The organism is Kitasatospora sp. NPDC051853 (assembly GCF_044452665.1).
Taxonomy (GTDB): Bacteria; Actinomycetota; Actinomycetes; order Streptomycetales; family Streptomycetaceae; genus Kitasatospora.
Genome location: NZ_JBITBY010000001.1, coordinates 403,361 through 425,164, shown reverse-complemented (window position 1 = coordinate 425,164; position 21,804 = coordinate 403,361). Strand labels below are relative to the sequence as shown.

The following is a 21,804-nucleotide window of genomic DNA, read 5'->3' as shown; positions in this document are numbered from 1 at the left end:
AGCCGATGAAGTACGTACCGATCCTGCGCGGCAAGGCAGGCGAGCTGCTGGCGCTGCGTCACATCGATCCCGAGGTACAGCGCAGCATCCGGCCGGTGCTCGAGGTCGTTCCGGAGGCCCGACTGGCCGACACCGTGCAGCTGTTCGCCCGTCAGCTGGGTGAGGACCTGCCCAAGGACCTCGTCGTCACCGTCGACTGCGGGCGGCTGTGGCAGCACGGCAGGGTCGGCACCGGGTTCTCCGGACACGCCATGGGCTGGATCGGCGAGTACCTGGGGCAGTGGCTCCACCGGCTGATCCCGGCCTTCCGGACCGGCGATCCGGCCGGCTCCTTCGAGGAGGTCAGACAGGTACAGCTGGCCCACGGGCAGGGTGGCTGCCTGCGCATCGACCTGCACGAACTTCCTTCCTCTCCGGTCGAGTTGACCACCACCGTCCACGACGCGCTCGACGCCGTGGAGTTGACGCCCGAGAACGTCGACCTGGTCCTCGACGCGGGCTTCCTGCCCTCCCCGCAGGCCGCCGCCCGGCTGGTCGGCCGTGTGCTCGGTGTGCTGGACTGGACCCGGGCGATGCCCTGGCGTCACATCGCGCTCGTCGGCGGCAGCTTCCCGGCCTCGCTGGGGGCGATCGAGCCCCACCTGATCGCCGCGGTCCACCGCCACGAGGCGGACCTGTGGCGGGCGGTCGTCCACCGCGGGCTCCGCTCCCCGGTCCCCGACTTCGGCGACTACGGCATCGTCCACCCTCAACCGCCGAACCACGGTTGGCGCGGTCGCCCGAACCTCCGCTACACCGCAGGCACCGACTGGTACGTGGTCCGCGCCGCGAGCCGGGCCGCGAACGACGCCCTCCGGCTCTGCCGTCAGCTCACCGACTCCCGGCACTGGGACCCCCACCACGGCGTCGAGTTGCCCTGGGGCGACGCCCAGATCCAGCACCGCGCCAGCGGGCTCACCACCCGCCCGGGCGGCTCGCGCGAATGGCGGGCCTGGGGGACCTCGCACCACCTGGCCGCAGTGGCCCGCTCGGTCGCTGTGCACGGGGTTCCGTGAACCGGCGGGAGGGCGACGGACCGTCAGCCCTGCGCTCATGGGCGGCTCCAGGGCCGGAGCAGTCGGTGCGGCCGGGCGGGGCGAGCAGCTGGTGATCGAGCCCGCGGGGCAGTACCGGGGCGGCGCGAATCCTTTCGGTGGGCCGGTGACTCTCATGACCGGACGGCCGTACCACTCGTGGTGGGGTCCTCCGTTCCGTGACCGATGACCACCGAGAGGCCCGCCATGACCCTTCCCTCCTCCGCCGAGCCGTCCCGGGGCGTGCTGCTGGTGCACGGTGCCTGGCACACCGGGCACGCCTGGGACGGCGTCGCGGCCGGACTGCGGGCCCGCGGTGTCGCGGTGGCCGTCGCCGAGCTGCACCGCGGCTCGCTGGCGGCCGACATCGCCGCGGCCGAGGCCGCCCTGGACCGGCTGCCCGGGGGCGGCCCCGCCGTCGTGTGCGGGCACTCCTACGGCGGGGCCGTCATCACCGGCCTCGCCCCGCACCGGGTCGGGCACCTGGTGTACCTCGCGGCGATGATGCCCGACCACGGCGAGACCGCCCTCGGGCTGCTCGCCTCCGCGCCGCCCACCGACCTGGCGGCCGCCATGGTCGGCGACCGCGCCGGCACCACGACCATCGACCCGGAGGCGGCGGGCGCCCTGTTCCACGCCCGGCTCGACGAGGCGGACCGGGCCCGCCACACCGCCCGGCTGGTGCCCCAGGTGATGGCGGCCGGTCTCCAGCCGACGACCGCCACCGCCTGGCGCGAGCGGCCGAGCACCTACGTGGTCTGCTCCGAGGACCGCGTCATGCACCCGGAGCTGCAGCGCCGGTTCGCCGCCCGCGCGACCCGCACCGTCACCTGGCCCAGCGACCACGGGGCCTTCGCCTCGCACCGGGACGAGGTGGTCGGGCTGCTGCACCGGCTGGTGGCCACCGCGGACGACGCCCCGGGCGGCTCCTCGGCCGGTTTCCCGAGCGGCTCCTCGGCCGGGTGACGTCCCATCAGGAGGCCGTGGGCCGCTCCGGGGTGAGGTCGTTGCCGGCCGGGATGTGGCCGCAGTCGGTGGGGGCGGGGCGGCCTGCGAAGCGGTCGTTCAGCCAGACGAAGGCGGAGGGGGCCCAGGCGACGGCGGCGCCGAGGTGGCTGAGGAGGTCGTACTGCTGGTAGGTGATCCGGCCGTTGCCGGTGGCGCAGTACTGGCGGGCGAGCGCCCGGACGTCCCCGGCGACCATGACGCCGTCGCCGGTCCCGATGCCGGCGGGGTTGGCGAAGGTGCCTTCCAGGACGCCGCCGTTGCCCTGGGCGATCTGGCCGGGGACGGTCGGGGTGGGGGCCGAGCCGAGGTTGTTCCGGTTGACCGCGTCGACGAAGGCGGGCACCGAGTTGGGGTCGGCGTACTGCGGCTTGGCCATCTTCTTCCAGGTCAGCCCCGGGTAGTGGCCGACGGCGTCGATGATCGAGCCCTGCTCCAACTGCCGGTAGACCGAGAGGCCGTAGTCGCTCAGGTAGGGCTTGAGGTCGATGCCGAAGGAGCGGGAGACCCCGATCACCGCCATCGGGATGACGCCGCTCCAGGCCAGCGAGCCGTCGACGTACTTGAGGTTGTGCGCCGGGGCGACCATCAGGCCGCCCTCGGTGAAGCCGACCAGCCTGGCGTTGACGTCCGGCGCGTAGGACGGCGCGAGCGCGGCCGCCCAGTTGGTGGCGATGGCGCCGCCGGAGTAGCCCAGCAGACCGAAGCGGGTGTCGGCGTTCATGCCGGTGGCCCCGGACCTGACGGCGGCGCGGATCGAGTCCAGGGTGTTGGTCCCGTACTCCGGGCCGGCCGCGAAGTCGGCGCTCTGCCCCTCGGTGTCGGGGATGACGATGTTGTAACCCTGCGTCAGGGCCGGGATCAGGAAGAGCGATTCGGCGTTCGGGATCAGCCCGCCGAGGCTCAGGTCGCCCGCGACGGCACGGGACGGGCTGTCCTGCGGGTCGAGCGAGTCGTAGAAGGACTGGTAGGAGACGGCCTTGCTGCTGTCGCCGGTCAGGCTGCGCACCACGGTGGTGACGTTGGCGGCCGGGCGGCCCTGGGCGTCGGTGGTGCGGTAGAGCAGTTGGATCGCCGTCACCGGCGTGGGCAGCCCCACGATGTGGTAGGGCAGGGTCCGGGTCTTCAGGACCGTGCCGGGCTCGAACGAGGCCAGCGGCGCGCTGCCGTCGTAGGTGTAGAAGGAGTCGGTGGCGGCCGAGGACGTGGTCGCCGCGGCCGGAACCGCGCTCGCGGCCAGGGGCGTTGCGGCCAGGGCGGCGGTGACGGCGACGGCGAGCAGCCGGGAGGTGTTCTTGCGCATGAAGGTCCCCCGTGGGGTGGGTGGGTGTGAGGGTCCGGTGGACGGCGCGGTCGGGGTCCGCACACGTCGGGTGGTGCACCGGCGAGCGTGTTACCAACGGGTAAGTGATGTCCCGGAGAACATGATGGCTGCGGTACGGCGGGGTGTCCCCAGGCCGTACACCAGAGATTCGCGAGGTGGATTGTGACCGCGTCCAGTCCGACGGCACCGGAGTCGGTGCCCCAGCTCGGCGGCACCCCCGTCCACGAACGGCTCAGGGCCGCCGCCGCGGTGCTGGCCCCGGCGGTGATGGCCCGTCTGGTCGAGCAGCTGCCCGCCTACGGGGAACTCCCCTCCGAGCAGTTGCGCGGCGAGATCACCCGCGAGGTGGACCGCGGCATCCGGGCCTTCACCGAGACGCTGCGCACCGGCGAACTGCCCGGCGAGGCCGAACTCGCCCGGATCAGCGAGTCGTCGGCCCGGCGCGCGGACGAGGGCGTGCCGCTGGAGGCCGTCGTCGGGGCCTACCACTTCGGCGCCCAGGAGTGCGCGGCCCGGGTGCTCGCGGCCGCCGGGCCGGAGGACCTGCCGGACGTCCTGCTGGTCCAGCACCGGCTGCTCGGCTACCTGCGGCTGGTGAGCTGCGCGGTCGCGGCCGGGTACGTCCAGGAGCGGCAGGCCGCGCTGGGCGACGAGCAGGTCGCCCGGCAGGAGCTGCTGTCCAGACTGCTGGAGGGCGGCGACCCGCAGGCCGCGGCCGACCGGGCCGGCCTCCAACTGCCGCCCGGCTACCTGGTCCTGGGCATCGCCGTGGGGCCGCACCCCGACGAGCTGCTGCCCGGCGTCAACCACGCCGTCGCCGGCCGCCGCAAACTCCGGCGGCTGCGCAACGAACTCCAGCGCCGCACCGACGGCGACCTGCTGTCCGGACTCTCCGGGGACAGTGGCCTGGTGCTGATCCCCTCCGACACCCCGCCCACCGGCCTCGGCGGCGCGGACCGGGACAGGCTCGCCGAGCTGGTCGATCAGCTCGGCCTGCGGTGCGGCGCCGAGGTGGTGGTGGCGGCGGCCACCGCCGCACCCGAGGGCGTCGCGGCGGCGGCCCAACTGGTGTGCGAGGTCCGGGAGGTGGCGCGTTCCGCCGGCCGGGGCCCCGGACTGTACCTCCTGGACGACGTGCTGCTGGAGTACCAGCTGAGCCGCCCGAGCCCGGCCAGGGACCGGCTCGCCGCACTGCTCGCCCCGCTCGACCACCGCCCCGACCTGCTCGACACCCTGCGCGGCTACCTCGCCCACGGCCTCGACCGGCGCCGGACCGCCGCCCACCTCCTGGTCCACCCCAACACCGTCGACTACCGCCTGCGCCGGGCCGCCGAACTCACCGGCCTGGACGCCGCCCGGGGTGCCGACCAACTGACCCTGCGCGCCGCCCTGGCCGCCCACGACACCGCCCGCCGGACCGGCGAGCACACCGGCTGAGCCGGGCCGCCCCGGCGTGACCCGGCGGGCTGCCCCCGTACCCCCGCGCCCCCGCGCCGCACTCCCGGGCAGCCCGGAGGTCACCGCACCACGGGCTCACCGTGTCCTGGTCAGCTCAACGGGTGCGGCGGGTCGTTCGGGCCGTTCGGGTCGTTCGGGAGACCCTCGGCGTTCCGGTTCCGATCCGCCTCGGCATCCCGGCGGTCCAGAGCCTCCGCCGTCGCGGGGTACTTGGCACGGAGCCGGTCCCGCAGGGACTCGGCAGGCGTGTCGACTGCCGGTCCCGCGTCGGGTTCCGCCTCCGGGTCGGGGACCACGGCTCCGGGTGCGCGCAGCCGCACCAGCTCCGCTTCCAGCTCGGCGACACGGGCCTCGAGTCGCTGCACGTCTCGGGTCGCTTCCTTGTATCCGTCCAGGTTGCGCCTGGCGACCTGGGAGAGGGTGTCCACCCGGTCCGCGAAGGCGTCGCGTTCGGCCGTGATCGGCTGCAGGACCTGGCCGGCGACGACTGCGGCGATCCAGTCGGCCCACTGGTTGATGAGCTCGGTGCCCCGGCTGCCGATCAACTGGGCATCCTGCAGGCCGTCGAGCATGGCCGGGCGGATGGTGTCGGCGATGCGCTGCTGCGGGCCGGGCTGCTCGGTCACAGCTGCTCCTCGATCACGGTTCGGACGGCTCTGCCGACCGCTCCGGTAGGGACGCCGTCGGGGAACCGATCTTCCCATGCGCCGGCTGTCCGACCGACACGGCGAACCCGCCCGGCCACAGGGTCGACGCACTCCCGGTCGGCACGGGGCGAGGTCGGTGGCCCGCGTCCCGCGCCGACCGGAGCCGCCTAGCGGTGCGCCGCGATCAGGTCGCGGTACCAGGTGAAGGAGGCGCGGGGGGTGCGCTTCTGCGTCTCGAAGTCGACGTGCACCAGGCCGAAGCGCTGGTGGTAGCCCTCGGCCCACTCGAAGTTGTCGAGCAGGGACCAGGTGAAGTAGCCGCGGACGTCGACGCCTTGGGCGACGGCGGCAGCGAGGGCGTCGAGGTGCGAGGAGAGGTAGGCGATGCGGTCCTGGTCGTCGAGGTTCTCGGGGTAGGAGCAGCCGTTCTCGGTGATGGTGACCGGGGGCAGGGCGGCGCCGTAGCGCTCGTGCAGGCCGGCCAGGAGTTCGCGCAGGCCGTCGGGGACCACCGGCCAGCCGAAGGCGGTGCGGGGGACGCCCTCGATCGGGGCGTCGGCGAACGGGAGGCCCGGGTCGGTGGGGGCGGTGATCAGGGTGGGGTTGTAGTAGTTGACGCCCAGTCCGTCGAGCGGGGCGGCGATCAGGGCGAGGTCGCCGTCGCGGACGGCTCCGCCGAGGTCGGCGGGGACGCCGAAGGCCGAGAGGTCGGGGTAACGGCCCAGCAGGACGGGGTCGTTGAAGAGCCGGTTGTGCAGGGTGTCGTAGGCGTCGGCGGCCGCCAGGTCCCCGGCGGAGGCGGAGGCGGGCCGTACCGGGGTGAGGTTGTTGGTGATCAGCACCGACCCGCCCCGGGCGCGGAGTTCGGCGGCGGCCAGGCCGTGGCCGAGGAGTTGGTGGTGGGCCACCGGGAGGGCGTCGAGGAGCAGGGTGCGGCCGGGCGCGTGGTTGCCGAGGGCGTAGCCGTAGACCATGTGCACGAAGGGCTCGTTGAGGGTGATCCAGCTGCGGACCCGGTCGCCGAGGCGGTCGGCGACCACGGCGGCGTACTCGGCGAAGCGGTACGCGGTGTCCCGGGCGAGCCAGCCCCCCTCGTCCTCCAGGGCCTGCGGCAGGTCCCAGTGGAAGAGAGTGGGCAGCGGCTCGATCCCGGCGTCCAGCAGCCCGTCGACCAGCCGGTCGTAGAAGGCGAGGCCGGCGGCGTTGACCGGGCCGCGGCCGGTGGGCCGGACGCGCGGCCAGGCGATCGAGAAGCGGTAGGAGTCCACCCCGAGCTCGCGCATCAGCCCGACGTCCTCGGGCCAGCGGTGGTAGTGGTCGCAGGCGGTGTCGCCGGTGTGGCCGTCCCGGACGGTGCCCTCGCGCGCGGTGAAGGTGTCCCAGACCGACGGGCCCCGGCCGTCCTCCCGGACGGCGCCCTCGATCTGGTAGGCGGCGGTGGCCACGCCCCAGCGGAAACCGGGGGGCAGGTCGTGACGGTCCGTCATGGGCTTCCTTCCGCAGTGCGGGCACGGCCCCGCAAAACGCGAGTGGTGCTCATGTTAGGGAGAACCGCCCGCCCGGCGCCAGAGCCGCACCCGACCGGCCCGCCCGGGTGACGCCGGGTCAGCGGACGGGAGGCGTGGTGACCGGGGTGAGCAGCCGGGTGAGGTGGTCGGCGGAGCCGTCCCAGGTCCACTCGCGCTCGGCCCAGGCACGGCCCGCGCGCCCCATCGCGGCGCCCTCCGGCGTGGTCAGCAGCCGGATGACGGCCTCCGCCACGGCGGGGACGTCCCGGCCGGGGACGACGGTGCCGGTGTGCCCGTCGAGCACCGCGTCCGGGGCCCCGCCGGAGTCCCCGGCCACCACCGGCAGGCCGCTCGCGGCGGCCTCCAGGTAGACGATCCCCAGCCCCTCGGCCTCCAGCCCGGCCCGGCGGGTGCGGCAGGGCAGGGCGAAGACGTCCGCCGCCGCGTAGTAGGCGGGGGTCTCGGCGTGGCCGCGGCCGCCGGCGAACACCACCGCACCCTCCGGCAGCCGGGCGGCGAGCCCGCGCAGCCGCCGCTCGTCCGGCCCCTGGCCGACGATCAGCAGGGCGGCCTCCGGCACCGCGCGCCGGATCAGCGGCAGGGCACGGATCAGTACGTCCTGCCCCTTCCGGGGCACCAACCGGGCCACGCACAGCACCACCGCACGCTCCTGCAGCCCGTGCCGCTCCCGGACGAGCCGGCCCTGATCCGCCGTCAGCCCGGGGTGGAAGACCGAGGGGTCGACCCCGGGCACCAGCCGGCTGAGCCGGGCCCGCGGGCCCAGTGCCGGGGCGATCCGGGCGCGGGTGTACTCGCCGAGGTGGGTGACCACGTCGACGCCCTCCCCCACCCGGCGCAGCAGGCGGCGGGCCCCGGGCACCCGGGCCCACCAGATCTCGTGGCCGTGGGTGGTGGCGACGATCCGCTCCACCCCCTCCCGTCGCAGCGCCGGGGCCATCGCGGCGAGCGGGGCGGCCGCGCCGAACCACACCCGGTCGCAGCCGTGTTCGCGGACCAGCCGCACGGCGTGGTCGGTGACCCGGCGGGTCGGCAGCAGGGTGCGGGCGCGGTCGCGGACCACCGGGAACGGCAACCGGGCGTCGTGCTCGGCGCCGCCCGGTTCGGCAGAGGTGTAGACGACCACGTCGTGGCCGGGCACCCGGGTGGCCATGGCGTGGACGAAGGTCTCGATGCCGCCCTGCCGGGGCGGGAAGTCGTTGGTGACGATGAGGGTGGTGCTCACGGTGGTCGCCTCTCGGGGCTCGGTGCGGCGGGATCGGACGGGACGGGCGCGGACGGGACGGGCGCGGCCTCACGCGGGTGACGGCCTGAGCCGGGCGGCTCCGTCGGCCCAGGCGGCTCCGTCGGCCCGGGTGGCCCAGGTGGCCCGGGTGGCCGCGGACGGACGGGCCGGGGCGGCGAGGCGGCCCCAGGCGGCGAGCAGCAGCGGCAGGGCGAGGTAGCCGTACCGCCCGGCGGGGGCGAGGAGGAAGGCCGCGGTCAGGCCGAGCGCGAGCCGGTCCGTGGCGGCGGGCAGGGTGCGGGGCGGGTGGGCCACCAGCGAGGCTGCGACCGCGACCGCGGCGCAGAGCAGCAGCAGCGCGGCGGCGCACTGCCCGGCTGGCCCCAGGCCGGCCATCAGTCGGCCGGGCAGCGGGCTGGCGGCGGGGGTCGGGACGGCGCCCCGGCCGGTGGGGAAGAGCAGCACCTGCTCGACCAGCGGGCCGGGCGCGGCCGACAGCGCGGGCAGCACCAGGGCCGACGTTCCCGCCACCCACGCGCCGAGGCACCGTACGGCGGCGCGCCGCCCCGGGCCGGGCCCCGGGCCTGCGGGCCCCCGTACGCCTCCGCCCTCCCCCTGACCCGCCGTCAGCAGGGCGGCCGCCACCGCGACCGCGGGCAGGGCGGTCCACTTGAGGGAGCAGGCGGCGGCCAGCGCCAGCCCGGTCGCGACGGGCCGCCGCCGGGCGGCGAGGGCAAGGGCGAGGATCAGCAGCCCGGTGAGCGGCAGGTCGACGCCGCTGACGCAGAGCGGGAGCGCCACCGCTGGGGAGGCCACCAGGTAGGCGATCGCCCGCCCGGGGACCCCCGGGTGCGGCGGCCCGCCTCGCCGCAGGACGGCTCGCGCCCCGACCAGGCAGAGCAGCAGCACTCCGGCGCACCACAGCCGTGGATCACCGGCCGCCCGGGCCGCCCACCAGCCGTCGCCGAACAGCCGGGCCGGCAGCCCGAGCAGCGCCGTGCCGGGCAAGTAGGGGTTGTAGTCGTCCACCACCTGCGGGTCGGGCAGGTAGGGCGTACCGGTGCGCAGCAGGGTCGCGGCGGAGCGCGCGATCACCCCCACCTCGCTCTGCGCCCGACCACTCGTCAGCAGCACGGCGAGCGGCACCAGGACGGCACCGGCGAGCGCCGCGCCCGGGGCCGCGACACCGCTGCGCGTCCGCCCCGCGAGGGTGGCCGCCGCCAGGTAGCCGACGGCGGCGCAGCACCCCCACACCCGGTGCAGCGTCAGCCCGGAGAACACCGCGAGCGCCACCGCGAAGGCCGCCGCCGCGAGCCACCAGGCACTCCCGACTCCCCTGTACGGAACGGCGTTCCACGATTCCAGCAGTCGTTTCGTCACCCCTCCATCCCAGCCGCCCGCACCCGCGCGGTCAGCAGGCCTGGGTCGAGGACCGGGGGTCGGGTTTTCCCTACCGACAGCGGCCGCCGGCCCGGTTAGGGTGCTTGATGATCAAGAACCCCAGAAAGGGGACCAGCATGTCCCTCGTCCCCCAGGACGCCCCGGCGGCGTCGGCGCCGGAGAACGCCGTCCGCTGTGCGCTCGGGCGGAGGCCGACGGAATTCCTCTTCTCCGCCTGGCCGTTGCGCTGCTGGCTGCACGTGCTGGGCAGCACGCTGTTCGGCCTCGGGCTGCTGCTGACCCTGGCGGTGCTGCTGACCGCCGGGGTGCTGCTCTCGGTGGTGGGGGTCGGCCTGTTGCTGCTGGGCGGCGTCCCGCTGCTCGCCGTGGCGGCCGCCGGGGTGGAGCGGCACCGGCTGCTGCTGGTGCAACCGGTGCCGCTCGCGGACCCGCACGTGCCGGCGCCCGACGGCCACGGGCTGCTGCGGCACCGGCTGACGGAGCGGGCCACCTGGCGGGAGGCGGGGTACGCGGTCCTGCTGGCGGTGGTGTTCACCGGGGCGGGGCTGGGGGTCCTGGCGCTGCTGGCGTTCTCCTGCGCGTTGGTGGCCTCCCCGGTGGTGGTGTGGGCCCTGGCACCCGAGACGGTGATGATCATCCCGGGGCGGGCCGTCCCGGGGCCGTTCTCCGCGCTGCCGTTCACCCTGGTCGGCCTGGCCGGGATGGCGGGCTCGGCCTACGCGGCGGCCTGGCTGACGGCGGGTCAGGTATGGACGGCCACCGCCCTGCTGGCCGCTCCGCCCGGCGGTCCGGACCACCACCGGGTGATCGAGCTGACCCGTTCGCGGGCCCGGTTGGCCGACGCCTTCGAGGCCGAGCGGCGGCGGATCGAGCGGGACCTGCACGACGGCGCACAGCAGCAGCTGGTGGCGCTCACCATGACCCTGGGCCTCGCCGAACTGGAGCTCGGCGCCGCTTCCCCCGAAGCCACCGCCCTGGTGTCCCGGGGCCGCGGCGAGGCCCGCCGGGCACTGGAGCAGCTGCGCGAGCTGGTGCGCGGGATCCACCCGCGGGTGCTGACCGACCACGGCCTGGCCGCCGCGGTGGCCGAGGTCGCGGAACGCTCGCCGGTCCCGGTCCGGGTGGATATCGAACTGCCGCGCAGACTACCGCCGTTGGTGGAGGCGACGGCGTACTTCACGGTGACGGAGGCGCTGGCCAACGCCGCCAAGCACAGCGGAGCGGCCCTGGTCGGCGTCACCGGCACCCTGACCGACGACCGGCTCGTCCTGCTGATCACCGACGACGGCCGGGGCGGCGCCGATCCCGGGGCCGGCACCGGCCTGTCCGGCCTGGCGGACCGGCTGGCGGTGATCCGGGGGCGGTTGCTGGTCTCCAGCCCGGTCGGCGGGCCGACCTCGGTCCGGATGGAGGTCCCGTGCTCCGGGTAGTGCTGGCCGAGGACGCCGTCCTGCTCCGGGCCGGGCTGACCGAGATCCTCGACCGCAGCGGCCACCGGGTGGTCGCCGCGGTCGGGGACGCCCGGGCCCTGGCCGCGGCGGTGGACGAACACCGGCCCGACATCGTCATCACCGACGTCCGGATGCCGCCGGACTTCCGGGACGAAGGCCTCCGGGCCGCGCTCGAACTGCGCGCCCGCCACCGGGAGTTGCCCGTCCTCGTGCTCTCCCAGTACGTGGCCACCGCCTACGCCGCCCAGCTGCTCGGCGGCGCGCCGGGCGGCGGCGGGCTCGGCTACGTGCTCAAGGACCGGGTCGGCGAGGTCACCGAGTTCCTCGACGCGCTGCGCCGGGTCGCCGACGGGCAGACCGTCATCGACCCCGAGGTGGTCCGCGTCCTGCTGGCCCACCGGACGGCGGAGCGCCCGCTCGGCCGGCTCACCCCGCGCGAGCGGGAGGTGCTCGCGCTGATGGCGGAGGGCTACAACAACCAGTCGATCGCGGCCCGGCTGTGCGTCACCGAGGCCTCGGTGGTCAAGCACTCCGGCAACATCTTCATGAAGCTGGACCTGGACCCGGCCGAGGGCAACCGCCGGGTCCTGGCCGTGCTCGCCCACCTGCGTGGCGCTGCGGCCCGATGACGGGCCGTCAGCAGCCCGCCCCGGGCCGCCGGGAACGTGAGCACGACTCGCGTTGGGGATTGGCGCACGGCATTCCGGATGCGGCAGAGTAGGCCCATGAAGCAGGAGACGGACGGCCCCGGCCCGAGCACCAGCCCGCCGGGCGCGCCCGTCCCGCCCCGGCGGCGGCCGGTGCAGCAGCGCAGCCAGGAGCGGTTCGAGCGGCTGCTCGACGCCTGCGCCGAGCTGCTGGACGAGGTCGGCCCGGGTGCGCTGACCACCAAGGAGACCGCACTGCGGGCCGGCGTGCCGATCGGCACGCTCTACCAGTTCTTCTCCGGCAAGGAGAGCCTGCTCGCCGCGCTGGCCTCCCGGAACCTCGACCTCTACCTGGACCGTCTCGGCAGCCGCCTGGACGCCGAGGCCCCGCCCGGCGTGCCCGGCTTCGTCCACCTCGCGGTGACGGAGTTCGTCGCGATGAAGCGCACGGTGCCGGGCTTCGGACAGCTCGACTTCGGCCTGGTCGAGGTGCTGACCGCCGGGCCGGAGGGCGGCGCCGAGGAGGGCGGGGAGGAGAGCGGGGTGGACGGCCTGCACCTGCTGGACACCGAGCTCGACAACAACGCCGCCGTCGCACAGCGCCTGCAGTCACTCGGCGGCGGCCTGTTCGGCGGCCCCGGGCACCCGCTCGCGCTGCGGGTCGCGCTGGAGTGCGCGGACTCCGTGCTCAAGCTGGCCTTCCGGACCGACCCGCAGGGCGACCCGGCGCTGATCGCCGAGTGCGAGCGCCTGCTCCGCTGCTACCTCACCGACCACCAGACGTCCTGACCGGCCGTTGCAGCCTCCCCCCGGCCGCCGCACAGTGGAGACGGGACCCGCCGACACCCAGCGGAAGGAGCCGGACCATGCACGCGACAGCAGGCGACCACCTCGTGATCCACGGCAGGGCGGTCGGGATGAAGGACCGGGAGGGTGAGATCCTCGAGGTCCGCGGCGCCGAGGGCGGACCTCCGTACTGGGTGCACTTCGAGGACGGACACGACGGCCTGGTCTACCCGGGCCCGGACTGCACCGTGATCGAGCGTCAGCAGCCCACCCACTGACGGCGGAAGCCCACCCGACCGCCGGCCACCGGAGCACCATGACGGACACCCCGCCCGCCGACCTCCCCGCCCCGCTCGACTCGCTCGCCCCACTGCTGGACAGCTACGGCTACCCGGCGGTGGGGCTGCTGGTCTTCCTGGACAACTGCGGCGTCCCGGTGCCCGGCCAGACCGTGCTGGTGCTGGCCGCGGTGTACGCGGGGGCCGGGCGGCTGAGCATCGCCGGGGTGGTCACCGTCGCGGTGCTGGCGGCGATCGCCGGGGACAGCCTGGGCTACCTGATCGGCCGCACCGGCGGGCACCGGCTGATCGAGCGCTGGGGCCGGTACGTGCTGCTCACCCCGGAGCGGATGGAGCGCGGGGAGCACTTCTTCACCCGGCACGGCGGCAAGGTGGTGACGGTCGCCCGCTTCGTGGACGTGCTGCGCCAGACCAACGGCATCGTGGCCGGCACCACCGGCATGCCCTGGCGGCGCTTCCTGCCGGCCAACGTGCTCGGCGCGCTGCTCTGGGTCGGCGTCTGGGCCTCGGCCGGGTACCTGGCCGGGGACAACATCGGGCCGCTCTACCGCGAGCTGGCCCGCTACCAGCTGGTGCTGCTGGCCGCGGTCGGCGTGGCCGCCGCCGGGCTGGTCGCGTACCGGCTCCGGCGGCGGCACCTGAGGCGCCGTCAGGACGGACCCGGCGTCAGCGGGCGGAGCGGATCGAGTAGTTGAAGTCGGCGTGGCCGTAGTGGTTCATCAGCCGCAGCCAGAACGGCATCAGCATCTCCAGCCCGCGCGAGGCGGTGATGTCGCCGAGGTCCAGCACCGACTCCTTCGGCCAGCCGAAGGAGTGGAGCACCTCGGTCACGTCCGCCTTGGCGGCCGGGTCGTTGCCCGCGACGAAGACCTGGTGCTCGCCCGGCACCCGGCTCGGGTCCACCATCAGCTCGCAGTTGAGGGTGTTGAGCGCCTTGACCACCCGGGCCTGCGGGAAGTCGCGCTGGATCTGCTCGCCGATGCTGTCCACGTTCACCGGCTCCAGGCTGACCTCGCCCAGCGGCGAGAAGACCAGCGGGTTGGAGACGTCGATCAGCACCTTGCCGGTCAGGTGCTCGTCGCCGGCCGTGGCCAGCGCCTTGACCGCCACCACGCCGGAGACCGCGACGATCAGCAGCTCGCCGAAGGCGGCCGCCTCGGCGAAGGTGCCGTGGCTTCCCTTCTCGCCCGCCTGCTGGGCCCAGGCGACAGCGGTCGGGTTCTGCTCGGTGCGCGATCCGAGCATCACCTCGTGCCCGAGCTCGACCAGCTTCCCGCCCAGCGCACGGCCCACCATGCCCGTACCGATGATCCCGACCCGCATCGCACGACTCCCGTCCCTCAACCGGCTGTGGGGCCACACCCTACCGAGCGGGCATCGGCGCAGCGTGGCCGACGGGCGAGCGGAGAGTGACGGTCGTGTGGGCCTCCGGCCCGGCGGGGAGCGGCGTTCGCCCCCTCACCGGGCCGGGAAACCCACCTCGGAACGGCACGCGTTCCGTTAAGTCGGTCCGGTACGACCAGGACTACTCGACCGTCACGCTCTTCGCGAGGTTGCGCGGCTTGTCCACGTCCCGGCCCAGGGCGACCGCGGCTCCCCTCCTGCGTCCCTGGACCCCCGCCGGAGGCGGCCCCCCTACTCGACCGTCACGCTCTTGGCGAGGTTGCGCGGCTTGTCCACGTCCCGGCCGAGCGCGACCGCGGCGTAGTACGCCAGCAGCTGGAGCGGGATGTTGAGCAGCAGCGGGTCGAGCTCGGGCTCGGACCGCGGCACGACCACGGTGTGGTCCGCCAGCTTGGTGTCCACCTCGCGGTGGGCCACCGCCAGGACCCGGCCGGCGCGGGCCTTGATCTCGCCGAGGGTGGTGAGGTTCTTGTCCAGCAGCTCGTCGTCCGGCACCAGGGCGACGGTCGGCAGGTCCGGGTTGATCAGCGCGAGCGGGCCGTGCTTGAGCTCGCTGGCGGGGTACGCCTCGGCGTGCACGTAGCTGATCTCCTTCAGCTTCTGCGCGCCCTCGCGGGCGACCGGGAAGCCCCGCACCCGGCCGATGAACATCATGCCCTCGTGCTTGGCGTACTCCGCGGCCAGCGCGGCGATCTTCTCCTCCTCGGCGAGGATCTCCCGGATCTGGCCGGGCAGCGCCTTGAGGCCGGCCACGATGCGGCGGCCGTCGGCCGGGGAGAGGTCGTGGATGCGGCCGAAGTGCAGGGCCAGCAGGGCGAAGGCGATCACCGTGGAGGTGAAGGCCTTGGTGGAGGCGACCGAGATCTCCGGGCCGGCGTGCAGGTAGATGCCGCCGTCGCACTCGCGGGCGATGGCGCTGCCGACGGTGTTGACGACGCCGAGGACCCGGCCGCCCTTGCGCTTGATCTCCTGGACGGCGGCCAGGGTGTCGTAGGTCTCGCCGGACTGGCTGACCGCGATGTAGAGGGTGTCGGCCTCGATCACCGGGTTGCGGTAGCGGAACTCGGAGGCGGGCTCGCTGTGCGCGGGGATGCGGGCCAGCTCCTCGATCAGCTGGGCGCCCATCTCGCCGGCGTAGTAGGCCGAGCCGCAGCCGAGGATCTTCACCCGGCGGATCTCGCGCAGCTCGCGGGCGTCCAGGTTGAGGCCGCCGAGGTGGGCGGTGGAGAAGCGCTCGTCCAGGCGGCCGCCGAGGGTGCGCTCGACCGAGGCGGGCTGCTCGTGGATCTCCTTGTGGAGGTAGTGCTCGTGCCCGGCGGTGTCGTAGGAGTCGATCTCCCAGTCCACGGTGGAGGGCTGACGGGTCACCGTGCGGGCGTCCTCGGTGAAGGTGCGGAAGCCGTCGGCCTTGACCACGGCCAGCTCGCCGTCCTCCAGGTGGACCACCTGGCGGGTGTAGCGGACCAGGGCGGCCACGTCGGAGGCGACGAACATCTCCTTCTCGCCCAGGCCCAGCACGATCGGGCTGCCGTTGCGGGCGACCACGATCCGGTCGGGCTGGGTGGCGTCCAGCACCGCGATGCCGTAGGTGCCGACGACCTTCTTGAGCGCCGAGCGGACGGCGTCCTCCAGGTCGGTGCCCTCGCCCAGGTGGGCGGCGATCAGGTGGGAGAGGGTCTCGGTGTCGGTCTCGGAGCGGAACACCGCGCCGTCGGCGCTGAGCTTGGCGCGCAGCTCCTCGGCGTTCTCGATGATGCCGTTGTGGACGACGGCGATCCGCTCGGCGTTGTCCAGGTGCGGGTGGGCGTTGGCGTCGCTCGGCACGCCGTGGGTGGCCCAGCGGGTGTGGCCGATGCCGGTGGCGCCCTTGAAGCGGGCCGGGACGGCGGCGGCCAGGTCGGCGACCCGGCCCTTGGTCTTGCAGACCTTCAGGCCGCCGGTCTTGCCGGTGACGGCGATGCCCGCCGAGTCGTACCCGCGGTACTCCAGGCGCTGCAGGCCCTCCAGCAGGAAGGCGGTGGCGTCCTTGGGACCGATGTAGGCGACGATTCCGCACATGTGGTGGTAACTCCTCTGATCCCGCCGCCCCCTGAGGCGGCGTCAGCCGTAGACGATCCGGCGCAGCTGACGGACGGACAGCTCGGGCGCCGCGACCCGGCGCGCGGCGAGCTCTCCGGTCAGCCGGTCGAAGATCCTCTCGTTGGTCAGTCCTCGTGCCTGCAGCTCACCGTGGCGGCGGCGGACGTACTCCTCGGTGGTCTCGGAGAAGTACGCCAGCACCTCCGCGACCACTCGTACGGCCTCGCCCGGTCCCAGTGGGGTGGTCCGGGTGAGGTGGACGAGCAGGTCTTCATGAGGGTGCGGTGAGACGGACACGAGAGGGGAGCCTATGCGTTCGAGGTCGTCCAATCCAATAATCGTGCCCGAAATCGGGCAGGGATCCCCCTCTTCTTCCGCAATGGTCCGTACCACGGGGTCGGCCGACCGGATGAGGAGGAGCTGTGAGAGCCTGTGGCTCCGGTGACCGGGGGGCCCGTCCCTCGTTGACCAGTCGGCCGAGCCGACACTCCCGAATGGCCGTCAGAAACGTTCCGTTTCGGTCGAGAACAGCCAGGATGGGAACCGCCACCGTCCACAGCGACCGCCGGGGGACCAGAGCACATGCAGCCGCGACTCTTCGCGATCATCACCGCCTTCCTGCTCGGCGCCCTCGGCCTCGGCGCGGTGGCGGTGACCGAGTGGACGCCGCCCGCCCCGAAGGCCGCGGCCGCCGCACCGGCCACCCAGCAGGCGGCGCTCGCCCCGGCCGCCGCCTCGCCCTCCCCCACCGGGGACCCGGCGGTCTGGACCCGCTCGACCCTGCGCAACAAGCTGATGGCCAAGATGGACGCCACCGACCCGGGCCAGGCGCTGGCCGACCTGGACGCGGTCACCAAGAAGCTCCCCTACACGGTGCGCTTCTGCCACCCGATCGCCCACGAGCTGGGCCACTCCGCGGTCAAGCGGTTCAACGCCGACTTCCAGAAGGTCATCTCCTTCCCGCACGAGACCTGCGCGGCCGGCTACCTGCACGGCGCGGTGGAGGAGATGCTGAACGCCTCCGCCAACCCGGAGGAGGACCTGCTCAAGCTCTGCGCCCCGGCCAACAAGGGCCCGTGCATCCACGGCGTCGGCCACGGCACGATGTTCGTCGCCAAGCAGGACGTGGCCAAGGCCCGCGCACTGTGCAACAAGTTCCCCACCGACAGCCGGAGGATCACCTGCTCCGAGGGCCTGTTCATGCAGTTGTTCGGCCCCGACGAGGAGGACGAGAAGGCCAAGGCCAACCTCGACCCGGCCGCCCTCGCCAAGGACCCGCTCTACCCCTGCAAGGACCAGCCCGCGCTCTTCCAGTCGGCCTGCTTCTTCTACGCGCCGACCTTCTACCTCTCCTCGCACGACTACGCCAACAACCCCGGCGTCTTCGCCGACGCGCTCAAGTGGTGCCTCAACGGGGTCGCCTCCGGCGGCGCCCAGGACTGCTCGCGCGGGGTCGGCTCGCGGACCATGAAGTACAACCTCGACCGCGAGGACTGGGCGGCGGACCAGTGCGCCACCGCCGCCGACGGCTGGCAGCGCAAGGCCTGCACCCAGGGCCTGATGAGCTACTACACCGTCAACTACACCGAGGCCGGGGCCGGCTCCCGGCTCTGCTCGAAGATCACCAACAAGGAGATCCAGGGCTACTGCCGCTCCGCCGGCGGCCTCTCCAGCACCCTGGACTGACACCGGCCGGCACCCGGGTCCGGTGGTGGTCACACCAGGGGCGCGAGGAACTGCGCGCTGGGGAACGGCAGGACGTGCAACTGGCTCGCCTGCCCCGATCCGGCTCCGGGCCGCCTTCCGTTTCGCGCAGTTCCCCACGCCCCCGGGGCGACCTGGCACCACGCGACCCGCGCGGTGTCCACCCGCCGGACGGCGGGGACCTCCGGCCCTGACGACGCGTACGATCGGCCGCACCGGGTACGTCGAGGAAGCCGTCCCTCCACAGCCGTCTGATGGAGCGCCAGCATGAGCACCACCCCTTCGCACGAGGACTTCCGCAACGCTGCCCGGGCCGTCGCCGACCTGGCCGCCGACCACCTCGCCGGGGTGGCCGACGGGCCCGTCTGGCAGCCGATGGCCGAGGCCGACCGGCGGGCCCTGCTCGAACTCCCGCTGCCCGAGGACGGCACCCCGCTGGACGGGCTGCTCAAGGTGATCGAGCGTCAGGTGCTGAGCGCCCCGATGGGCAACGGCCACCCCGCCTTCTTCGGCTGGGTCAACTCCGCCCCGGCCCCCGCCGGCGTGCTGGCCACCCTGGCGGCCGCCGCCTCCAACCCCAGCTCGGCCGGCGGCGACCACGCCGACGTCCACCTGGAGCGCGCGGTGGTGCGCTGGATCGCCGAGCTGGTCGGCTTCCCCGCCGCCGTCCCGTCCGCCGCCAAGGGCACCCCGGGCGGCATCCTCACCTCCGGCACCTCGATGGCCACCATCCTCTGCCTGGCCGCCGCCCGGCACCGGGCGGCCGAACGCGCCGGGCACGACCTGCGGGCCGACGGCCTGGCCGGCCTGCCGCCGCTGATCGCCTACGCCACCGCCGAGACCCACTCCTGCGTCCGCAAGGCGGTCGAGCTGCTCGGCCTGGGCAGCCGCCACCTGCGCACCGTCGCCGAGGACTCCGACGGCCGCCTCGACCCGGCCGCGCTGGCCGAGGCGGTGGCCGCCGACCGGGCCGCCGGGCTGCTGCCCTTCCTGGTGGTCGCCTCCGCCGGGACGGTCGGCACCGGCGCGGTGGACGCCTTCGACCCGATCGCCGACGTGGCCGAGGCCGAGGGCCTGTGGCTGCACGTGGACGGCGCGTACGGGGCCTGGGGCGTGCTCGACCCGGTGATCGCCGACCGGTACGCGGGGATGCACCGGGCCGACTCGCTCGCCCTGGACCCGCACAAGTGGCTCGGCGTGCCGGTGGACTGCGGCTGCGCCCTGGTCCGCGACGCCGACACCCTCCGCGACTCCTTCTCCCTGGTCCCCTCCTACCTGCGGGACGCGGCGGCCGGGGACTTCGGCTGGTTCTCCGAGTACGGGATGGAGCAGACCCGTCCGTTCCGCTCGCTCAAGGTCTGGGCCACCATCGCCCACAAGGGGCGGGCCGGGCTGGTGGCCGACATCGCCCGCACCACCGAACTCGCCCGCCACCTGGGCGCGCTGGTCGAGGCCGACCCGGAGCTGGAGCTGACCGCCCCGGTCCACACCTCGATCGTGGCCTTCCGCCACACCGGCGGCGACGCCGTCAACCACGACCTGCCCGCCGCCGTCCAGGCGCGCGGCCGGGCCTTCGTCACCGGCGCCGTCCACCGCGGCCGCGAGGTGCTCCGGGCCTGTCTGCTGAACCCGGCCACCACCGAGGCCGACCTGGAGCTGCTGCTGGCCGAAGTCCGCTCCGCGGCACGGGAACTGACGGGGCGTCCGTCCGCTTCCTGAAGCGGGCGAAGGACCGTTCGAATGCCATCCGCAGAGATTAACCAACAGGTCACGGGGGATTCGTGATCGTGAAACACCGGCAGAGCACCATGTTTCCATGGACAGCACCTCCCACCTCGCCCAGCAGCCCTTCGAGCCCTCGCGGGCGCAGCGGCGCAGCGCCCGTAACCACCGCTGGCGCCACTCCACCACCGAACTCGCCGCCGTCTTCGTCGCGGTGGCGGCCGCCGACCTGGTCGCCAACACGGTCGTGCACGGCCACGACGGACCACTGCTGCTGGTCCTCTCGGCCGTCGCCCTGGTCGCCACCGCGGTGTTCCACGCATGGTGGGCACACCGGCATCCGCACGGACCGCCCGGCCCCGAGCCGGCCGCTCCCCCGGGCGACCCGACGGCGGCCGCGGTGACCGGCCCGATGGACGCCCACGTGCCCACCGCGCTCTGGCGGCTGCGCGCCACCGTCTCCGACTCCCCCGGCAGCCTGGCCCGGATCTGCACCGCACTGGCCGACCGGCAGGTCTCCATCGTCTCGATGCAGACCCACCCGCTGCCGGCCGGCGCGGTGGACGAGTTCCTGGTCCGCGCCCCGCTGCCGCTCGGCCGCCCCGAGCTCACCCGGGCCGTCGCGGCCGGCGGCGGCACCGACATCTGGACCGACCGGGCCGACGCCCACGACCTGGTGGACGAGCCCACCCACGTGCTCGCCCTGGCCACCCGCACCGCCCTGGACGCGGCCGAACTCCCGGTCGCACTGCGGAAGTTGTTCGGCCGGTGCACGATCCGGCAGTTCCCCGGCGGGGGCGCCGCGGCGACGGCCGGGACGGACGGCCACCTGATGCGGCTGCCGGTGCCCTCCGGCGACCTGATCGAACTCAGCCGCCCGCACCTGCCGTTCACCCCCACCGAGTTCGCCCGGGCCCAGGCCCTGGTCGAGCTGGACTCCCTGCTCGGCCCCCGGGTCCCCCAGGTCCAGGCCCGCCTGCGGCTGCCCGTCGGCACCGACCTCACCGTCCGCCGGGCCGACACCTCCGACAAGGCCGAAGCCCTGGCCATGCACGCCCGCTGCTCCCCCGACACCCTCCGCAAGCGCTACCACGGCCCGGTCCGCGACGCCGACCGCTACCTCGACCACCTCCTCGACCCCCGGCACGGCCAGACCCTGGTCGCCGAGGCCCCCGACGGCCGGATCGTCGCCCTCGCCCACCTGATGTGGGACGACGAGGGCGCGGAGGTCGCCCTGCTGGTCGAGGACGCCTGGCAGCGCTGCGGCCTCGGCGTCGACCTGCTGCGCCGGATGGCCGCCCTCGCCCTGGAGGCCGGCGTCCCCACCGTCTACGCCGTCACCCACGCCGCCAACACCGGCCTCATCTCCACCATGCGCCGCCTCTCCGCCCCCCTCGACTACCAGGTCGAGGACGCCACCCTCGTCATCACCGCCCACCTCACCGAGGCCACCGAACCCCTCCCGGCCCCCTGGCCCAGCCGCTGAGCCCAACCGGTGGCCGCGCCCCGAGGACGGGCGGGGCCACCGGTTCACCCGGGCCAGAGCAGGACCGCGAACTGAGGGAGCGTGAGGACCAAAAGTCCGATCCCCGCCTCGATCCACCGGTACTTGATACGGACGATGGCGCTGGTGAGGGTGACCGAGGCGAGCAAGGGCACGGCTGGGTCACGCCCGGCCCGCTCGAACGCCCGACCCAGCCGATCCGTCCCCTCCCCCGCCCGGACGTGCTCGAAGTAGGCGGGGCCGGCCGCTGCCAGGTGCCGGCCGGCCCGGTACCGGGGCGCGAGCGCGCCGACGAAGCAGAGCACCGCGAGCAGCCCGGTGCACACCGCTGCCCACCAGAACGGCTGGACGTCCCAGCCGTGGGAGGCGATCCAGGTGTCCCGCCGACCGGAGAGCTCGACGAACGCCCCCAGGCCCGCCCCGGCGAAGCCCAGCAGCACCGCCGCCTTGGTGTCGGCCCGGGTCAGCTCGATCCCGTTCGCGGTCATCACCCGCTCCATCGCGACAACCGTCCGGGAGTCCACGCCGGTGCGCCGGGGGCGGTGCCCG

General features: G+C 74.4%; 20 protein-coding genes. 11 read left to right on the top strand and 9 right to left on the bottom strand.

Annotated elements, in window-relative coordinates; genetic code table 11:
- Window positions 1-5 precede the first annotated feature (5 nt).
- Window positions 6-1,055 (top strand): hypothetical protein, encoded by a 1,050-nt coding sequence (locus ACIA8O_RS01875; RefSeq protein ID WP_396291528.1) that lies wholly within the window; start codon window positions 6-8, stop codon window positions 1,053-1,055.
- Between the two features lie 225 nt (window positions 1,056-1,280).
- Window positions 1,281-2,039, top strand: coding sequence for an alpha/beta hydrolase (locus ACIA8O_RS01870; protein WP_396291527.1), 759 nt, complete (start codon window positions 1,281-1,283; stop codon window positions 2,037-2,039).
- Between the two features lie 7 nt (window positions 2,040-2,046).
- Here the strand turns inward: ACIA8O_RS01870 and ACIA8O_RS01865 are convergent, their stop codons facing one another.
- Complete coding sequence (locus ACIA8O_RS01865) at window positions 2,047-3,381, bottom strand: lipase family protein (protein WP_396291526.1); 1,335 nt, start codon at window positions 3,379-3,381, stop codon at window positions 2,047-2,049.
- Window positions 3,382-3,564: 183 nt separating this feature from the next.
- On the opposite strand from ACIA8O_RS01865, the gene ACIA8O_RS01860 reads away from it, so the two are divergent.
- Window positions 3,565-4,839: a PucR family transcriptional regulator gene (locus ACIA8O_RS01860; protein ID WP_396291525.1), complete on the top strand. Its 1,275-nt coding sequence runs from the start codon at window positions 3,565-3,567 to the stop codon at window positions 4,837-4,839.
- Between the two features lie 110 nt (window positions 4,840-4,949).
- On the opposite strand, the gene ACIA8O_RS01855 is transcribed toward ACIA8O_RS01860, so the two are convergent.
- The 4 genes from ACIA8O_RS01855 to ACIA8O_RS01840 all read right to left on the bottom strand — a co-directional run bounded on the left by ACIA8O_RS01855 (window position 4,950) and on the right by ACIA8O_RS01840 (window position 9,638).
- On the bottom strand, window positions 4,950-5,486 hold the full coding sequence (locus ACIA8O_RS01855; RefSeq protein ID WP_396291524.1) for a hypothetical protein: 537 nt from the start codon (window positions 5,484-5,486) through the stop codon (window positions 4,950-4,952).
- Between the two features lie 188 nt (window positions 5,487-5,674).
- On the bottom strand, window positions 5,675-6,994 hold the full coding sequence (locus tag ACIA8O_RS01850) for a GH1 family beta-glucosidase (protein WP_396291523.1): 1,320 nt from the start codon (window positions 6,992-6,994) through the stop codon (window positions 5,675-5,677).
- A 118-nt stretch (window positions 6,995-7,112) separates the two neighbouring features.
- Window positions 7,113-8,258 carry a glycosyltransferase family 4 protein gene (locus tag ACIA8O_RS01845; RefSeq protein ID WP_396291522.1) on the bottom strand — a complete coding sequence of 382 codons (1,146 nt, stop codon included), beginning with the start codon at window positions 8,256-8,258 and terminating at the stop codon, window positions 7,113-7,115.
- 69 nt (window positions 8,259-8,327) lie between these two features.
- A complete protein-coding gene (locus ACIA8O_RS01840; RefSeq protein WP_396291521.1) occupies window positions 8,328-9,638 on the bottom strand; it encodes a hypothetical protein in 1,311 nt (436 codons plus the stop codon).
- A gap of 137 nt (window positions 9,639-9,775) precedes the next feature.
- On the opposite strand from ACIA8O_RS01840, the gene ACIA8O_RS01835 reads away from it, so the two are divergent.
- From ACIA8O_RS01835 to ACIA8O_RS01815, 5 genes are all read left to right on the top strand, one after another.
- A complete protein-coding gene (locus ACIA8O_RS01835) occupies window positions 9,776-11,089 on the top strand; it encodes a sensor domain-containing protein (protein WP_396291520.1) in 1,314 nt (437 codons plus the stop codon).
- Window positions 11,077-11,739 carry a response regulator gene (locus ACIA8O_RS01830; protein ID WP_396291519.1) on the top strand — a complete coding sequence of 221 codons (663 nt, stop codon included), beginning with the start codon at window positions 11,077-11,079 and terminating at the stop codon, window positions 11,737-11,739. Before ACIA8O_RS01835 ends, ACIA8O_RS01830 begins: the two co-directional genes overlap by 13 nt.
- 96 nt (window positions 11,740-11,835) lie before the next feature.
- Entirely contained in the window at window positions 11,836-12,546 is a 711-nt protein-coding gene (locus ACIA8O_RS01825; protein ID WP_396291518.1) for a TetR family transcriptional regulator, read from the top strand.
- 77 nt (window positions 12,547-12,623) lie between these two features.
- Window positions 12,624-12,821 carry a DUF1918 domain-containing protein gene (locus ACIA8O_RS01820; RefSeq protein ID WP_396291517.1) on the top strand — a complete coding sequence of 66 codons (198 nt, stop codon included), beginning with the start codon at window positions 12,624-12,626 and terminating at the stop codon, window positions 12,819-12,821.
- A gap of 38 nt (window positions 12,822-12,859) precedes the next feature.
- Entirely contained in the window at window positions 12,860-13,537 is a 678-nt protein-coding gene (locus tag ACIA8O_RS01815; RefSeq protein WP_396291516.1) for a DedA family protein, read from the top strand.
- On the opposite strand, the gene ACIA8O_RS01810 is transcribed toward ACIA8O_RS01815, so the two are convergent.
- From ACIA8O_RS01810 to ACIA8O_RS01800, 3 genes are all read right to left on the bottom strand, one after another.
- Entirely contained in the window at window positions 13,509-14,165 is a 657-nt protein-coding gene (locus ACIA8O_RS01810) for an NADPH-dependent F420 reductase (protein WP_396291515.1), read from the bottom strand. The two genes, ACIA8O_RS01815 and ACIA8O_RS01810, sit on opposite strands and share 29 nt — an antisense overlap.
- A gap of 312 nt (window positions 14,166-14,477) precedes the next feature.
- Window positions 14,478-16,304: a glutamine--fructose-6-phosphate transaminase (isomerizing) gene (gene glmS, locus ACIA8O_RS01805; RefSeq protein WP_396291514.1), complete on the bottom strand. Its 1,827-nt coding sequence runs from the start codon at window positions 16,302-16,304 to the stop codon at window positions 14,478-14,480.
- A 42-nt stretch (window positions 16,305-16,346) separates the two neighbouring features.
- A complete protein-coding gene (locus ACIA8O_RS01800) occupies window positions 16,347-16,622 on the bottom strand; it encodes a hypothetical protein (RefSeq protein WP_396291513.1) in 276 nt (91 codons plus the stop codon).
- Between the two features lie 285 nt (window positions 16,623-16,907).
- On the opposite strand from ACIA8O_RS01800, the gene ACIA8O_RS01795 reads away from it, so the two are divergent.
- The 3 genes from ACIA8O_RS01795 to ACIA8O_RS01785 all read left to right on the top strand — a co-directional run bounded on the left by ACIA8O_RS01795 (window position 16,908) and on the right by ACIA8O_RS01785 (window position 21,237).
- Window positions 16,908-18,011 (top strand): hypothetical protein, encoded by a 1,104-nt coding sequence (locus tag ACIA8O_RS01795; protein WP_396291512.1) that lies wholly within the window; start codon window positions 16,908-16,910, stop codon window positions 18,009-18,011.
- Window positions 18,012-18,296: 285 nt separating this feature from the next.
- The gene (locus tag ACIA8O_RS01790; RefSeq protein ID WP_396291511.1) at window positions 18,297-19,748 is read left to right on the top strand and encodes a pyridoxal phosphate-dependent decarboxylase family protein; all 1,452 of its coding nucleotides are present in this window, start codon (window positions 18,297-18,299) and stop codon (window positions 19,746-19,748) included.
- Between the two features lie 97 nt (window positions 19,749-19,845).
- Complete coding sequence (locus ACIA8O_RS01785) at window positions 19,846-21,237, top strand: GNAT family N-acetyltransferase (RefSeq protein WP_396291510.1); 1,392 nt, start codon at window positions 19,846-19,848, stop codon at window positions 21,235-21,237.
- A gap of 44 nt (window positions 21,238-21,281) precedes the next feature.
- Here the strand turns inward: ACIA8O_RS01785 and ACIA8O_RS01780 are convergent, their stop codons facing one another.
- On the bottom strand, window positions 21,282-21,743 hold the full coding sequence (locus tag ACIA8O_RS01780; protein ID WP_396291509.1) for a Pycsar system effector family protein: 462 nt from the start codon (window positions 21,741-21,743) through the stop codon (window positions 21,282-21,284).
- Window positions 21,744-21,804 lie beyond the last annotated feature (61 nt).

Bases quoted from the DNA above. Each gene is read 5' to 3' on its own strand.
- glmS (WP_396291514.1), bottom strand. From the start codon at position 16,304: ATGTGCGGAATCGTCGCCTACATCGGTCCCAAGGACGCCACCGCCTTC.
- ACIA8O_RS01795 (WP_396291512.1), top strand. From the start codon at position 16,908: ATGCAGCCGCGACTCTTCGCGATCATCACCGCCTTCCTGCTCGGCGCC.
- ACIA8O_RS01865 (WP_396291526.1), bottom strand. From the start codon at position 3,381: ATGCGCAAGAACACCTCCCGGCTGCTCGCCGTCGCCGTCACCGCCGCC.
- ACIA8O_RS01820 (WP_396291517.1), top strand. From the start codon at position 12,624: ATGCACGCGACAGCAGGCGACCACCTCGTGATCCACGGCAGGGCGGTC.
- ACIA8O_RS01790 (WP_396291511.1), top strand. From the start codon at position 18,297: ATGAGCACCACCCCTTCGCACGAGGACTTCCGCAACGCTGCCCGGGCC.
- ACIA8O_RS01875 (WP_396291528.1), top strand. From the start codon at position 6: ATGAAGTACGTACCGATCCTGCGCGGCAAGGCAGGCGAGCTGCTGGCG.
- ACIA8O_RS01785 (WP_396291510.1), top strand. From the start codon at position 19,846: ATGGACAGCACCTCCCACCTCGCCCAGCAGCCCTTCGAGCCCTCGCGG.
- ACIA8O_RS01850 (WP_396291523.1), bottom strand. From the start codon at position 6,994: ATGACGGACCGTCACGACCTGCCCCCCGGTTTCCGCTGGGGCGTGGCC.
- ACIA8O_RS01815 (WP_396291516.1), top strand. From the start codon at position 12,860: ATGACGGACACCCCGCCCGCCGACCTCCCCGCCCCGCTCGACTCGCTC.
- ACIA8O_RS01780 (WP_396291509.1), bottom strand. From the start codon at position 21,743: ATGACCGCGAACGGGATCGAGCTGACCCGGGCCGACACCAAGGCGGCG.
- ACIA8O_RS01810 (WP_396291515.1), bottom strand. From the start codon at position 14,165: ATGCGGGTCGGGATCATCGGTACGGGCATGGTGGGCCGTGCGCTGGGC.
- ACIA8O_RS01870 (WP_396291527.1), top strand. From the start codon at position 1,281: ATGACCCTTCCCTCCTCCGCCGAGCCGTCCCGGGGCGTGCTGCTGGTG.
- ACIA8O_RS01835 (WP_396291520.1), top strand. From the start codon at position 9,776: ATGTCCCTCGTCCCCCAGGACGCCCCGGCGGCGTCGGCGCCGGAGAAC.
- ACIA8O_RS01825 (WP_396291518.1), top strand. From the start codon at position 11,836: ATGAAGCAGGAGACGGACGGCCCCGGCCCGAGCACCAGCCCGCCGGGC.